Source organism: Ruegeria sp. HKCCA4633 (genome assembly GCF_013034605.1).
Classification (GTDB): domain Bacteria; phylum Pseudomonadota; class Alphaproteobacteria; order Rhodobacterales; family Rhodobacteraceae; genus Ruegeria.
The window spans coordinates 1055877-1070889 of record NZ_WQGJ01000001.1 but is presented as its reverse complement, the minus strand read 5'-3'; the positions used below and the strand labels follow the sequence as shown (position 1 = coordinate 1070889).

Genomic DNA, 15013 nt, shown 5'->3' with positions numbered 1-15013 from the left:
GTCATGCTCGATCGCCACAAGATTTCGCCGAGCCTCATGCGCTCGTTAGAGGTTTTCGTTGCCGTGGCAGAAACAGGTCAAATGCGAGCCGGTGCGAAACTGCTCGGTCTCTCACAGCCCGCAGCATCCCAACACATTACCGCGTTGGAGCGAGCGTTTGGCACGGCTCTGCTCGATCGCAGTACGCGACCTGCTCAGCTAACATATGCTGGTGCGCGACTGCATGGCAAAGCGCAGAAGATACTGGATGCACTGTCCGATATGGAGACCGAATTGCGGCATGTTGGCGAACAATCACTGACGCTGCTGAGGGTGGGTATCCAAGCCTCCATTGCGACAACCCTGACGCCATCATTGATCGAACTTGCACAACGGGTGTTCAACGTCGAAGACATCACTCTGCATGCCGGGCAAAGCGGTAATCATGAGCATCTGCTGCGCACCAAACAGGCGGATTTGGCGATTACGTCGAACCCATTTTTAGACATGGACGGATTGGAGCGTCATCATCTTCTGACTGAGAGATACCTTTTGGTCCTCCCTGAAAAATACGACGGCCCGACCGAAAGCCTGGAAGCTATCCAGACAAGGCTTCCGTTGGTCCGTTTTGGGGATACGACAAATGCGGGACGGCAGATTGCCCAGCATCTGCGTCGACTGCGGTTTGAGCCCGACACAGTCATACAAGCAGATCGCTCCAGTATGGTGACCTCCTGTGTTTCGACAGGACAGGGATTTAGCCTTTTGACACCGACACTATTGATCGATGGTCTCGTGGAAAACATGAGCCTGCAACTGCAAGAACTGCCAGTTTCAGGGTTGTCACGAACATTGACGGTTGTTGCTAGGAAAGAGGAGTTGCGGGGCCTGCCAGCGGCCGTTGCGGAACTGAGCAAACAGATACTGGCTCAGAAAATTGCGCGTCATATGGGGAAAATCGGGATCCGTAGTGTGGAGCTGGAGCAATCCAAAGATCTGACCTCTGGCTAAAGAGTGTCCGCTCATATTCTTTGGTTATCTTTACTATCGAAAACAAAAAGCAGACGTCTCCGCATTGCTGTTCGTAGTTTGGTTTGTGGAGTTGTTGCGCAGCGCTTAAGCCGGCACTTCTGATCTGCAAAGGTGAAGCTGAATCGCCTCCGCATTGCTTTTTCGGTATCTTCCTGACGTACCGAGCAACATTCGGCTGGCCGTTTTATCGGTCGCTCGAGCCAAGACCAGACGTTGCTTTGATCCAGGAGGAGGCGAGATGAAGATCCAAAGTATGCACCACCTCGTCGCCATCGCTTGTCTGATTGGACTCGTCCAGTCGGCAATAGCACAAACGCCCCCGGACGCTCGTGAAGTCTCCGGATACGATGGGCTCTTCAGAGCAGCGCATGACGGCGATGTCGCTGAGATCCGGCGGCTGGCGTCGAGCGGGGCTGACGTCAACGCTCGCGACCCAAAGGGGCGAACACCGGTGCACGTGGCAGCTTTTGCGTCTGAAGATGAAGCTCTGATCGCCTTGGCTGAAGCAGGCGCAGACATGAATGCACTGGAGGGACGCGCCTATGACGTGGTTACCATCGCGGCAGTCGCTAATGATCCTGAGCTTTTGTTGCTCGCGATTAAATTGGGAAATGATCCAGGACTGGTAACCAGCCCTTATGACGGTACAGCGCTTATTGCGGCAGCGCACCTCGGTCATGTGGAAATTGTTCGCCGACTGATAGCGGCAGGGGCACCGCTCGATCACATAAATAATCTGCACTGGACGGCTGTAATGGAAAGCGTGGTTCTGGGCGATGGAGGAGCAAACCATCAAGATGTGCTCGATGCACTACTCCAGGCCGGGGCCGATCGGACACTTGCCGATCGCGATGGCGTGACACCGCTGCAACACGCGGAGAGGCGGGGCTTCTCGGAAATGGCAGCCCGGCTAAGGCAAATGGATTGACGGACCCCAAGGTTTTACTAGCCTGATTATTCGCTTGTCAGCGAGGTGCAACAAGGCTTGGGCACAGTGCATCTTATTCGACTCCTACGACGCGCTTGGACTAGTTGTCGCTTACCGCCATAGTAGGACCGAGTTTATCAGTTCTTCGGAAAGGCGGATTTATGCGGGCACTGGTTGTCACTCTATTCCCGATCCTTCTGGGCGTATTCCCAGCATACGCAGTGTCTCCAGACTCTCAGAGACTTATCGATCGGGCGGCTGCCGACTGCCAGTCACTCGAAAATGGAGAATTTGACGCGGGCGATGCTGTAACTAAAATAGAGCTCCGTTCGCAGTTCGACACCGTCCAGGCCGAGCTTGTCGACGAATCTGATTACGCGTGTTCGTCGGCAGCTTCACTCTACTGCGGCACCGGTGGCTGCATGCTTTATCTGATCGTGGAAGGTACCGTTCACGCATGGCAAGCGACCGGGTGGCGGCTGATCGAATGGGGTCCTGACCGCATGTTGCTTATCGGTCGGGATGGTGGCTGGTGTGGCGGTGCCGGTGCTGATGGCAGACAGCTTACACACTAGATTCAGCGGCCGGAATCGGCATCGACGATATGGTCGGATCTCTCGAGGAAGGAAAGTTGGCCGATCTGATCGTACTGGACCAGAATCCATTCGATGTTGCTCCCGAGGATATTAGTAAGATCAATGTGCTCTACACAGTGATGAACGGGCGTCTCGTCTATGAGGCTGGAGGCGAGTAGATCGACTTACTGACTGGTTATGAAGCTCACTAGCTGATCGCCAGCCTTGGGGTTTGTGTTTATCTTTCATAGTAGCCGTTTCCTGAAAAATGGGGTGAGCCAGTCCCCTAGGCGAAGCTCAGTGCGTCCGACCGACGCTAGGGTTCAAGGTCTGGACTTTGCTCGTTTTCGCTAATTCGCGGAATTGACCGCTTGATATTTAAGCATGGCGTGAATTATTCGGCCGAGGGGAACTTTCGCAACACCTCTAACCAAAGGAGCCTCCGGAGACTTTCAGCGCATTATTAATGTCGCGATTATTAAATAGTGCATATAGCGTCTGGGTTGCTAAGTGTTGGGGGCAAGATTGCATGGCAAAAGCTAGGTTATCGGAACTAATTTTTGTTTGCAGCATCGCAGCCAGCTCTTCGACTGCTCAATCACTCGATGACGGAAGCGGATATGATGTGCGCGACAACATCAAGGGAGCTCTTGCAATTCTGGGAATATCGGCTGCACCAAATGAGTCAGCCAGGGTCCTTTTATTGGATAAAAATGTTCAAAACGGCGATGACTATGACCTTCGAGGCGGCCAATTCGGGGGCGGTTTCAGGGTTTCAGAAGACATTCCGGTTTACCTGGAAGGATATATTGGGTTCACCAATTACGACCCGGAGTTTTTGTTGTCCGGGGTCAGCACCAGCACAAGCATATTGTCCCATTGGACAAGTGTAGCCGCAACCGGTGGGATCGGTTGGCAATTTGACATTAACGAGAACTGGAAAATTCGTCCGATGGTCAATTTTTCAATTGGCCGGGTTCAGAGTGACAGTTCCATTGCAGCCCAGGTTATCAGCAGTCTCCTGGATGACGATTTGGATTTTCTTAGTGACGGGGGCATTACCGCGCTGGGATACGGGGGATCGTTAGTTGCTGAATTTAATCGTCGTTGGGCGAATGACTATGAACTCGATCTGCGATTTAGACATACGCACATCATTCTGGAACCGCTGGACACCGATCTTGTTGGTCAGGCCGAAGCGATATCAACTGTTGCCTGGTCCCGTGTCAGAGTGCCAACGGGTGTTCGGGTGTTCTCGCAGCCTACGCGTTGGGTTGGCGAAGTTTCGGCCTCTTATATCCCGGGTGATCAGGGAATCGTTTTGGACAGTGAGTGGCTTGCCCAGTTGGGCGCCGGGATTGAGCTGGACCTGTCCAAAAACGACTCCGCCTGGGTCGAAGAGCTGCGCCTTATGGCTCGTATTGCGAAAGGCGACAATATTGAAGGTTACTCAGTCGGTGTAGCCATAAAATTCTGAAATCAGGCACCTGGCACTCGGACGTTTTCTGAAAATCCGCTGAATGAAGTCTGGACTTCACTGAAGTAGTGCCACTTGCGGGTGGGGAATGATTGGTGCGCTCGGATTGGATTGGTCTTCCATAGTGTGTTTGAACCGGATTGTCTTGCCACATGTCTGTGGAGTGTGCGCTTGAAACAGCCGTTACCAACACCGCAAGGGTGACTATCCCCGGAATTGTCCATCTGTGCGTCATCAAAAGCCTCCTTCGGTCTTACCCGTTTTCCAAAGATGGCTTTCAGTTAGGAATGTGATGGGATTAGCGGGAGGAAATTACATGTTGCTATACAGTAATTTACATTGGCAAACTTGATGACGTGACGATGCAGGAGAAATGCCGTGCCAGAAAAATTTGACAAAGCGGATATCCTGAAACAGCTGGATCGCATTGTAACATCCAAAGATTTTGAAGGCAGCGCGAGGACAAAATCGTTTCTTGAGCACCTTGTTCACCGTGAACTTGAAGGGCGCGGCGATGAATTAAGGGGAACCGCGCTAGCTATGGATGTTTTTGGACGAGGTGCTGACTTTGATCCCAATGTGGATCCGATTGTCCGTATCGAGGCTGTCAAACTACGCAAAGCTCTGGACTATTATTATCTGACCTCGGGGGCTAATGACCCGGTGTCTATAGCTATCCCCAAGGGGCAATATCGCCCACAGTTTGAAGCAAGTTCCGTTAAAGAAGAGCCGCAAGAGCACTCGTTGGTACCCAGTGCTGGGTGGCCAGTTTTGAGCATCTGTGCCTTTTCCGGATCAGATACGATACGTGCCCAGTTTTTTCGCGAGGGATTTCCCGAGGAACTGGGGCTTGAGCTTGCACGATTTGCCCATATCCGTGTTCTAACGGAGTACGATGACACGCATTCGAACGAAACCTCAGCGCAATTCATACCACGTTGTGATTATGTTCTGGATGGTACAGTGAGGGACGCCCAATCCAGCCTGCGTCTGATTGTGCAACTCAAAAGGGCTAAGGACGGCTCTATTTTGTGGTCCGAACGGCGCGATTTCGATCCGGACAACGCCGACAGCTTCAAATTCCAGGAACAGGTAGCAAAGAAATGCGCGGTAAAAATTGCCGACGCTTACGGAGTTGTCGCCACGGACGCGGCAGATCGTTTCACAAGTCGCGCAACATCCGGACAAAGTGCGTATCAGGCTTTGCTAGCCTTTCATGCTCACCTGCGCACATCCAGATCAGGCAGTTTACAGCAAATGATGAATCTTGCTCGGAATGCCACCGAAAACAATGACTCCGGAGGATTGGCCCACGCCTTGATTGCACTAGGGCATGTAGAAGAAGTTGCGCTCGGCCAAAAACGCCTGAGTGCGGTATTGGAACAAGGGCAGGCCCATGCAGAAAAGGCTGTTGCGCTTGAACCACAATGTCAGGAAGCGTTGTTTGCTGCGGCTATTTACGCGCAGATGGCTGGGGACAGTCCACGGTTTGAGCGCTTGATCGACGCCGCGATACAGGCCAATCCCAACGGTGCCTTGTTGATCGCATTAGCAGGAGCATGGTTGGCACTTGTGAGCGACACAAAGTTGGGCGGCCAAATGGTACGGCAGGCTTTGGACATTAATCCACTGTTGCCAATCTGGACGAATATCACCTTGTGCCTCGAGGATGTCGAAAATGGAGATTACGCATCGGCCTCAGAAAAAGTGCGCCTGATTGATGCCCGTGAACATGCAGGTGATTGGCTGTTGATTGCTGCTATTCACGGACTGGCAGGCGAGGCTGAGTTGGCAGACGATGCGCTGTCGAACTTTCCAACCGATCAATTTACGCTCGACGAATATCTCAGCGATCTCCCTTATGCGTCCGGCGTTGTCGATTTGTTACGAAGAGGCACAAAGCACTTGGCTTTGGATGAGCGGTGATACTGGCGGAATCGGCACAAGAAGCGGACATTCAACGTTCGAACGTCGTTCGTTGTCAAGGGTTTGGGAATGTAGGAACGGGTTATGAATTCTTCGACTGTTGAAGGCCGGCACGGATTGGAAAGCCGCGCCATGAATGTGGGAATGGCCGGAAATTTGTTCATGGCTGCGGCCGGGATTGTAGCCGCGTACTATTCCCATTCTCAGGCCATTCTGGTGGACGGCCTGTTTTCACTTATCGGCTTTACTTCTGCTGTGTTTGGAAAACGGGTGGCACGTAATGCGCAAAAGAAACCGGACAAATTTCGCCCCTATGGTTATGCTGGCGATGAAGCGCTGTTTACCACCTTCAGATCGCTGTCTTTGTTAGGATTGGTGGTCTTCGCGATTTCCAACGCCGCCCTGAGCATTGCGGGATACCTGAACGGAGAAGCCCAAACGGAGTTGGTGTTTGCTCCGATGGTTGGGTACTTTGTTGTTGTCGGTCTCACCTGCCTGCTGCTTTGGGGGTTTCACACCCGTTCGTGGCTGAAGACCGGAAAGCAAAGTGACGTTCTGCGGCTGGAAAAGAAAGCGGCCGCATTTGACGGCATCATCACCTTTGCTGCTGCAGTTGGACTTTTGGGCATTCATTTCTTCAAAGATGGTTTTCTGGCACCAATTGTGCCTGTCGGGGACTCAATCATAGTGCTTGTTCTATGTGCGACCGTCATCGTGCAATATTTCAGGGACTTTATGTCAGGCGTGCAAGAATTGGCAGGGGCAACTGCGGCACCTCAGCACATTGCTGCGGCACGCAGGGCCGTGCGTGACACATTGCGCTCAGACGGGGGCACACTAATTGATCTGTCCGTATCGAAGCTGGGGCGTGGTTATACTATTATGGTTTACTATGATCCGCAGCTTCCTTGCCTGGCCGCGCGGATTGACCAGCTTACGTTGCAACTCCAAACGGAACTTTCGGCTATTTTCGAATCGCTGGATGTTATCGTGGTCGTGTCTCAGCAGGGAAGGGTTTTGGAACCTGCTTGAGCTGGAAGTTTACTGAAAACCGGCATCAAAGCTGGCTTTCAATCGGAAGCCAGCCGGAAACTTTCGCAATCAATTTGCGCCAGATCCCTGCTGATGGTTCTTGGGGCAATAGCTTGTTGCTCTTTGACGCAGTTTCTTCCCACTGTAGTTTTCCGGCTTCACTTATCGACACCTTGTAGGTGTAGACCGGTAGAGCCGCATCCAGCTGTTTCTGGATTTCTTCGGCAAGGCCAGGGCTGCGGATCAACATTCCGATTTCCGAGTTCTGCCGAACGGACCTTGGATCAACATTTGCAGATCCCACGAAAACATAAGCCCTATCTATCAAAGCAATTTTTGTATGAAGGGTCAACGGTATCTCCACACCCTCTTTCGAACGCGAAGTACTGGCACGAACCTCAAAGAAGTTTACTCCGGCCAATAACAGGCGTTTACGATACCTTGCATAATGGCCATGGGTGTAGGGATGATTGGTTGAGGCAAGAGAATTTGTCACTATCGTAACATCAATGCCGTTTCTGACCAGTTTCTCCAGATACTCCGTGCCGTACTCCTCGGGTATAAAGTAAGGGGTCACTACCGTGATACCACTTTTCGCACGTCCCAGGCTGTTATAAAAGGCATCCCCTACCGCAAAAGGCCCGATGCCAGAAGGCGTGCGAAGTTTCTTAGGATCATCGGCCACGATACGCGCGCGACCAAAGTGGACAGGCACCTGACCATTCTCGAGCTTTCTAATATACTCAGAACCCAGAGCCCGTTCATAAATAGAAACTTCTTGGTCCAGAGCGCGTGCTTGAAACTGTTCATATGCTTCGCTCAGAGGCGCAACGTCACCATCGTGTACGATGGCAAATGGCAAGGACCAGGCGTCGTTCCAATATGTGTCAAAAGTCTCGGACAATTTTTGAACAGGATAGCCAGCGACAAAGAGATCGAAATCCGCAAAGTCGTATCGCGTTCCTATGCTGAAATATTCGTCTGCAATGTTTCTGCCGCCGATGATCGCAAAACTGCCGTCCGTGATCGTCACCTTGTTGTGCATTCGGCGGTTTACTCGGGCGAAATCCAACAGGAAATTAACAGCCGCGGTACTGTTCCGGGACAGTGGATTGAAAACGCGAATTTCCACATTTGGATGTGCGTTCAAGGATGCGATCTGATCATCACGTGCTGTCGTGAAAACATCGTCGAACAGCAGCCTGATTTTCACTCCACGTTCTGCCGCGGAATACAGGGCAAGCCACATCAGCGAACCGGCCAAATCGGGCTTGATCAGAAAAGTTTGCAAGTCAATTGAGCTTTCCGCCGTTTCGATCATTCGCAATCGCGCTCCGAGCGCATCATTGCCATCGAACAAAGGTGCCATTGCCATCGACTGTCTGTCGGGACCAGTCAGATCAGACACGATTTGCTGAGCGCGGGTTCCGTCTGCTGGGATGGCACGGGAACTCAACTTCGGTGTATCGAACGGAACATAGGTACAGCTGCCAAAAATTAGCAGCAGACAACATCCAAGGAGAAGTTTTAGTGTAACCCTCATACGTAATACCTGCTAGGCAGTAGCAGCTGCGGCATGAACTTGACGGTGCTTAACCAACTTTTTTGACCCGGAGAAATCAGGCCCGAATGGTTGGAGGAATGCAAGTCTGGTCGCAAACTCAAGGTGTTTTCCGCGATCATCAAACAGCACCCCAAATTAATGTTCAGCACCCACCAGTTTGACCCTTTGAATTGGGTCGGGTCGCGAGGATAGGCTAGGACATCACCATGTCAATTGTTGCGGTTTCGGTTGTGGTTTGGGTTACGGCAGAATGTGAGAAAATGTGGACGGTGGACACAGATGCCTCCGCAACACGGTAGTACCTGAACCAACAGATCATCTTTTCACGTGTGGATTCGGGTTTTGGGAATTGTTTTGATTTGAGGGCAGTTACTTTGTTGAAGCAAACTCAAGGTCAGGCGGATCGCCGATTTTTCTCGACTAGCCAATTGGTCTCAACTATTTCATGTAGAATGGTTTTCACCTTCAGGACAGGATTACGACGTTTGTCTAACTTGGTCATATTCGACAAAGTGAAACGGGCAGCACCAGTCATGATTTTAGTCTTTGTTCTATTCACCATACTTGGAGCTTGTGAACGTGAAAGACCTAAACCGTCAGGCGATCTGAATCCTCAGAGATTGTTGGCCGCCGTAAAAAATGGGGAGGGAATTGACCCGTCGAAATACAAAGGCGACATCGAATTTCTACTGCCCAGTGAAGTCCCTGTCGGCAATGAGGTGTTTAATGTTGCATTTTTCATAGGGTTGAGCCCTGCGACCGAAACCCGCCTACGTGTGACTGCCATGGCTGACCTGAGGGCAATTCAGGCACGGTTCCCGGAACTGGCATCAGGGGTCTATGACGATAGTTGCTCGCGAGAAGTGTCGGTTAAGATCCATGAGACGGAGGCGATCGAAGATCACTTCGAATTGCGCGGATCGATGTTTGTTCGATTTTTTTCCTGTAGCCAGAATGCTTCGGGCGAAGAACGTGGAGGTCTTTGGCTGACGCAAGAAATCGACACCAAAGCCAAGGTCGAGGCTTTCGTCGAAGCACAATGTGTACGCTTTTCTGTCGTTGAGCTTGAATTGGATCCTAGGGGATTTACAGGCTTTATCGCAAAAATGTTTGGAGTAATTGAAGAGGCACGTACAGAAATTCTCGAACAAGCCGAGAACTATTTTGATGCCAACCCAATTTGCCTGACGGTTCCCAAGGAACTGAAGCCGGTGTCACCGAAAGCCACACTCGTCCGAGCGCTTGAAATTGGTGAAGGTGGCATTGGTGCTGAAATTCAGGGGTCGATCGACACGGACGCAACCACACTTGTCAACCTGCTCAGCGTAATGGAGCTGAGCGATATTATTGAGGGACAGCAATGAGGTACACACATTTTGCGGTGTTTCTCTTTGGCAGCATCGGCCTTGTTTCCCATTCCGCCGCACAGCAAGCAGAATTTGACATAGAGGACACTCTGGTCGTCGGCGCAACAGAGATTGATTACGGTCTCAACCTGATTATGACGGCGGTTTCACCAACTCGTGTTGGTGTCGAAGCCGTGCTTGACTTTAGCGATCTGCAGACCCGATTGCCTGACCTGCTAGCTGAAGAGCCGATCCTGGACTCTTGCGGCAGCCGAACCGACCTCAGTGAGTTTGTGGTTGAGGCACAAGGCGAAATTGTCTCTCTCAGTGGGAAACTTGATACTCAGTTCTTTGAATGCACCAAAACAAGGGAGAACGTCTTTGCGCGTGGCGATCCGACAGATAGGTGGATTTTTGGTTTCTCGGCTTCAGCTACAGCTCGGTTTAGCGACAAGTGTGTCACATACGAGCTTGTAGACGCAGTTGTTCAACCCCTTGAGCAATTGCGGGATATTGAGGGGTTCGTCGAAGATGTCGAGGCACTGCGAGCTATTTTGTTGGAAGTCGCCGGGCGCTTTTTAAGCGAACGACCTTTTTGCCCGGCTTTTCCCGAGGAGTTCGAGCCTTTGGATCCGGTGTATGAATCCGGCGGTCCACGTGAAATAGGAGATGGCGGTTTAGGAGCCTATCTTAAGGGATCCATTGATACCAGCACTGCTACAATCATAGGAATACTGCACGTGCTACAAGAGGAAGGCGTTATTCCAGGCCCTCCGTAACTCATATCGTGTTCGCTAAGAATATGTATTGTCTTCAAACCACTAACGATAACCGCAGTTAGCCACTATCGCTCATTCAGCCCTATCCAACGGGGATACATCACGAACACTCAATCAAAGAAAATCGCTGGTTCGAGCTATCTCTCTACAACAGAATTGTGGAAAAATTCTTTCATAGTAAGGTATTGATAAGTTGATGCACTTCGCCCCTAATCTGAAGGACCAGTCAACGCGATAGGAATTCCTGCAGTAGGCGTGCCATTGATTGCGAAGATGGACTGAACCCGTGTGAGCGAATACATGACGCAATTCAATCTCTGGAATGTGGCCAGAACAACGGCTTCAATAGTAGCTTCCGTTTTGTCTTTTGCGTTGCTTTCGTCTTTGTTTATTGAGGAGGCACGAGCACAACAATTGGATCATTTGGATCCGTATCAGCACTCAATTTCTATTTCGAGTGATCCAAGTGTACACGAAAAAGTACTCGCTCGGCATTTGGTTGCGTTGGGCGTAGAAGATCTTACAGAAATTGCCGACATTTGGCAGCGCCGCGTCCAAACTAATCTGGCTAGAATAGCCCAGGGTGTAACACGATTGGAAACCGTGGCAGATGATCAAGTCCCTGAACTTGTTGCAGAAATCAAAGCGGTAAACCAAGAGAATATAGGTTACTTTCAAAATTACATGATCGTGGTTTACGCTTTGGCCCGTAAAGGTGGGCCGGAAGAGGAAGTGAAAAAGCACGAGGACTTCATCAGAGGCTTCATAGGCGAGCTTATGCTGTCGTACCAATGGGCCACAATCGCACATCTATCGTGGGACTGGGTGCGATCTGGTAAGGGGGGGCTCAGGGCGCTAAGCGGTCTATTTCAAGCGATTGCAGTTCTTATCGCAGCTTTCATTCTCGGGAGCATTCTAAAAAGAGTGTCTGGCAGATGGCTCCGAAATCGAGATGAAGAAAATGAAATTGCGGCAGTCGTCGTGCCGAATGTTGTGCGCTGGGGCATTCTACTACTTGGATTTCTCTTAGCCCTGTGGGGGCTCGGCGTAAATATCGGTGTCACAACTGCCGTTATCGGTGGATTTGGATTTCTGATAGCCTTCATGATGCAGAATCTTTTTCAAAGTGTGATTGGTGGTTTTCTGCTTCAAGCGACTAATCCCTATTCAAAAGGCGACGTTATTTCGATCAATCAGATCGTGGGAACAGTTATCGACGTGAATGTGATTTCGACAAAGCTCAGAACTTTTGACAATCGCCTTGTTCAGATCCCAAATCAGTCCATCTGGCAGGGGTCTATGGAAAACCTTACCAAGTACCGTGTGCGGCGCGTCGATCTTGTATTTGGGATTGGATACAAAGATGACATCGAAAGCGCGAAGGCGACCCTTTACGAAATGGTGGAAGAAGACAAGCGTTGTCTGAAAAGCCCAGAAACGCGGGTGTTTGTCGGTGAACTGGGGCCTTCATCCGTGAACGTTTTTTGCAGACCGTGGGTGCGAACTGATGATTACTGGGATGTTCTTTGGGATCTGACAGAGATTGGAAAAACACGCTTACAAAACAAAGGAATCTTTATCGCTTATCCGCAGATGGACGTGCATGTACACACCGGAGATGAGACTTCGTCTGCTGATTGAGCGAAACCAATTATGAGTTTCTCGTGCCCGATTTTACACCAGCCCGGAACCGGTCAAAAAATACTTAATTGCATCAACGATATAAGCACAACCTAAAACTCCAAACAAAAGGGGTATAAGCCAAGACGCGGTAGTGCTGATGAATCGGTTGAATGACTTTAGACTATCAACGATTGAGACCCCCATTAGTTTGTAAGCCAGCGGAACCAACAGAAATGGTATGGCGAAGGCGATATTGTAGATCAGCAATCCTACTATCTTGGACTGAACGTTAAAACGATACATTTCATTGATGAAACCAAAGTAAGTAACCGCGAACGGTATCCCAACCAAGCAGATGCTTGCGCCCATGACGAATGACGGCAGAACTCCATCTTTCTGCCGGATGGCTTCAGACTTGCCCGATTGCTTCTTCATTGAAGCATTTATGCTTAACGTAAATGCAAGTGTAAGAAAGACTATTCCCAGTAGAAACCCAATTACAAAGTAAATTGGTATCGGATTCACGAATGTATCAATGACAAAGTCTACCACCGGAGCAATGAACTCTGCCAACCCGTAAACTATCAAAACTCCAACTAAAAAATATGCAGCCGTATGCCCTAGTATCAGTGCAAGACTGCTTGCAATCGGCTTCGCGCCGGTTAACGCGATAGCAGTCGCTGCCAAAAGGACTGGGCTGACCACGTCAACAAGCAGTATAGGTATTGCAATGATCCATATATCATTCATCTAATAGCGCCTTTTGGTTTTATCGTAGCAGCGCCGCAATCGTCATTTATTGGTTATGGTCCTGACCTTAGTGTTGAGCTTTCAGGGCCAACAAGCATCATTGGTACACCGTGTTCTTTCTGCGCTCGAAGAGGGAAAGAACATGTGCCGCAATCACCATTACCAGCCAAATCAAAGACGAGCTGATATTTTCGGCAGCGGCAAGTGGCAAAACCGCAAACCCAAATAATTTTGAAACGAGGTCACTTGCCTGCCAGCCATCGGAAAGGAGGTCAGGCAACAATCCAAAAAAGCTGCCGAACGCGCCTGCAATGAATGTTGACAAAAGTCCGCCAACCAATGCTGTGACCCATCCTCCAACGCCTGAACGACCAAACATTGGAGCGAGCAGAAACCCCATGAAGGCCCCACCTATGGTCATTGCGATAACATAGCGTATCACAAGCCCGAAGTTCTGTTTTGCCCAATCGTCACCCAACCCGCCGGGAAGGTCGCGAGAAAGGAAGAGCAGGAATAAACTGGCCCCAATCACGGCCATTACCAATGTTGCTGCTCGTCGTGGTGCTTTTTTGGGGATTTTGCGACTGTCATTCAATCGGTCCAATTCGAGTGGGATTTTGAAGGGCGCGAAGGGAAGCGGCTCTGTAGTACGGTATTTTCGCAGATACTGGTCAAGCGTATCAATGTACTTGTTAGATCATACGATAAAACGTGAGCGCGAGGCTATTGGACGGGCAGGGGAAATGTATCCTTGCATAACAACCTGGAACTGTAGCGCACATATGTCGCTGTGAAATGCTCAGGCGCTGCTCAATCGTTTCAAACGGAAACAGTTGACGACCGTGGCGAGCAAGTCACCGCCTATTAACAAATAAACAAATTTGACTATGATCGCCTTACATAGGCGGCGGGGTGCTCAATTATGAAGTGGTTTTGGAATGTTCTCACATCTACAAAATCAGCATGTGCATTTTTTCGTGTTTCGACACATGTTTCGGCAGTCCTCGGCACTCTGACATTCATTGCAGTTTCGATTATCGGCGGCACGGCAGCGGCTCAATTTCCAGTTGCAGGAAATTACGGGCTGGGTGCCGGACTGGGACAAACCTCTGCTGTTTTGCCACCCCAGGGAACCAGGGTGATCGAAAACGGGTGGATCAACTACGACATCCAACGATATGTCGATGATGACGGAAATGACATCGGTGCATCGACGCCAACAGTCAACGCGGCCCGGTTGACTTTCAGATATGTTTTTCGGGAAGTCAGGATACTGGGTGCCGATTATGGGGCAGGCGTCGTCCTGACATACAGGGATCAGGTATTACGGCCTGAACCTGGATCAGGGACAGATTATCACCTGGGAGACACAGTTATCACACCGATCGCGCTGGGGTGGCATCACAATAACTGGCACTTTCAAACGTCCTACACCTTTTGGGCCCCAACCGGAGAATTTGAAGCGGGTGGAAGCACCAACACCGGCAAGGGTCTGTGGAGCCACATGCTGTTCGTAGGATCAACATGGAAGCAGGATGCAAGCCTGCCTTGGGCGGCAACGTTTCAGGCACGTTACGAAACGTTCGGACGCCAGAAAACTACCGATATTCGCCCAGGTGACGTACTGTCATTGGAGTTTGCTTTCGGAAAAGAAGTCGCCCGGGGCTTCAATCTGGGGCTTTTAGCAGCAAGGTCATTCCAGGTTTCAAGGCAAAGCGGGACGCCCGGAGGTAATCCCTCAAAATATGAGATCAATCTGGTCGGAGCCGAAGGTGTCTGGAAACCCAAAGCCTTCCCAGGTGCTCAATTCGCTTTGCGTATAGGGAAGGAATTTGACAACCGAAACACGACGGAAGGCTTCGCGACCCTGCTGTCGCTTGCCTACGCATTTTAACCGGTGTGATGGGGTCATTTGGTAATACGTTTACCTTCATGGGCAAAATGAGATTAGATCGTGCCTGCGCGGTGACTTTGGCTATGGGTGTAGGCTCTGCAGCGACAA

The 15013-nt window shown here is 50.5% G+C and carries 14 protein-coding genes; 11 read left to right on the top strand and 3 right to left on the bottom strand.

The window, feature by feature from the left end; all coding sequences use genetic code 11:
- The first annotated feature begins 3 nt into the window (after positions 1-3).
- The 7 genes from GOV85_RS05295 (at position 4) to GOV85_RS05265 (ending at position 6949) form a co-directional block, all read left to right on the top strand.
- Entirely contained in the window at positions 4-990 is a 987-nt protein-coding gene (locus GOV85_RS05295) for a LysR family transcriptional regulator (protein WP_171175715.1), read from the top strand.
- Positions 991-1249: 259 nt separating this feature from the next.
- Positions 1250-1939 carry an ankyrin repeat domain-containing protein gene (locus GOV85_RS05290; protein ID WP_245223340.1) on the top strand — a complete coding sequence of 230 codons (690 nt, stop codon included), beginning with the start codon at positions 1250-1252 and terminating at the stop codon, positions 1937-1939.
- Positions 1940-2100: 161 nt separating this feature from the next.
- Entirely contained in the window at positions 2101-2514 is a 414-nt protein-coding gene (locus GOV85_RS05285; protein WP_171175713.1) for a hypothetical protein, read from the top strand.
- A 29-nt stretch (positions 2515-2543) separates the two neighbouring features.
- Entirely contained in the window at positions 2544-2693 is a 150-nt protein-coding gene (locus tag GOV85_RS05280; RefSeq protein ID WP_171176255.1) for an amidohydrolase family protein, read from the top strand.
- Between the two features lie 350 nt (positions 2694-3043).
- Positions 3044-3991 carry an autotransporter domain-containing protein gene (locus GOV85_RS05275; RefSeq protein ID WP_171175710.1) on the top strand — a complete coding sequence of 316 codons (948 nt, stop codon included), beginning with the start codon at positions 3044-3046 and terminating at the stop codon, positions 3989-3991.
- 378 nt (positions 3992-4369) lie between these two features.
- Complete coding sequence (locus GOV85_RS05270; protein ID WP_171175701.1) at positions 4370-5917, top strand: hypothetical protein; 1548 nt, start codon at positions 4370-4372, stop codon at positions 5915-5917.
- An 84-nt stretch (positions 5918-6001) separates the two neighbouring features.
- Entirely contained in the window at positions 6002-6949 is a 948-nt protein-coding gene (locus GOV85_RS05265) for a cation transporter (protein ID WP_171175699.1), read from the top strand.
- A 25-nt stretch (positions 6950-6974) separates the two neighbouring features.
- Here the strand turns inward: GOV85_RS05265 and GOV85_RS05260 are convergent, their stop codons facing one another.
- Entirely contained in the window at positions 6975-8357 is a 1383-nt protein-coding gene (locus GOV85_RS05260) for a phospholipase D family protein (RefSeq protein ID WP_171175697.1), read from the bottom strand.
- A 641-nt stretch (positions 8358-8998) separates the two neighbouring features.
- Between GOV85_RS05260 and GOV85_RS05255 the strand changes: the two genes are divergently transcribed.
- The 3 genes from GOV85_RS05255 (at position 8999) to GOV85_RS21755 (ending at position 12279) form a co-directional block, all read left to right on the top strand.
- Entirely contained in the window at positions 8999-9877 is an 879-nt protein-coding gene (locus GOV85_RS05255; protein ID WP_217358269.1) for a hypothetical protein, read from the top strand.
- The gene (locus GOV85_RS05250; RefSeq protein ID WP_171126987.1) at positions 9874-10638 is read left to right on the top strand and encodes a hypothetical protein; all 765 of its coding nucleotides are present in this window, start codon (positions 9874-9876) and stop codon (positions 10636-10638) included. The genes GOV85_RS05255 and GOV85_RS05250 overlap by 4 nt, the downstream gene beginning before the upstream one ends.
- 288 nt (positions 10639-10926) lie before the next feature.
- On the top strand, positions 10927-12279 hold the full coding sequence (locus tag GOV85_RS21755) for a mechanosensitive ion channel family protein (protein WP_171175694.1): 1353 nt from the start codon (positions 10927-10929) through the stop codon (positions 12277-12279).
- Positions 12280-12312: 33 nt separating this feature from the next.
- Here the strand turns inward: GOV85_RS21755 and GOV85_RS05240 are convergent, their stop codons facing one another.
- Complete coding sequence (locus tag GOV85_RS05240; protein ID WP_171175692.1) at positions 12313-13011, bottom strand: hypothetical protein; 699 nt, start codon at positions 13009-13011, stop codon at positions 12313-12315.
- 97 nt (positions 13012-13108) lie between these two features.
- Entirely contained in the window at positions 13109-13606 is a 498-nt protein-coding gene (locus tag GOV85_RS05235) for a hypothetical protein (RefSeq protein WP_171175690.1), read from the bottom strand.
- 327 nt (positions 13607-13933) lie between these two features.
- On the opposite strand from GOV85_RS05235, the gene GOV85_RS05230 reads away from it, so the two are divergent.
- The gene (locus GOV85_RS05230) at positions 13934-14905 is read left to right on the top strand and encodes a transporter (RefSeq protein WP_171175688.1); all 972 of its coding nucleotides are present in this window, start codon (positions 13934-13936) and stop codon (positions 14903-14905) included.
- Positions 14906-15013: the final 108 nt, after the last annotated feature.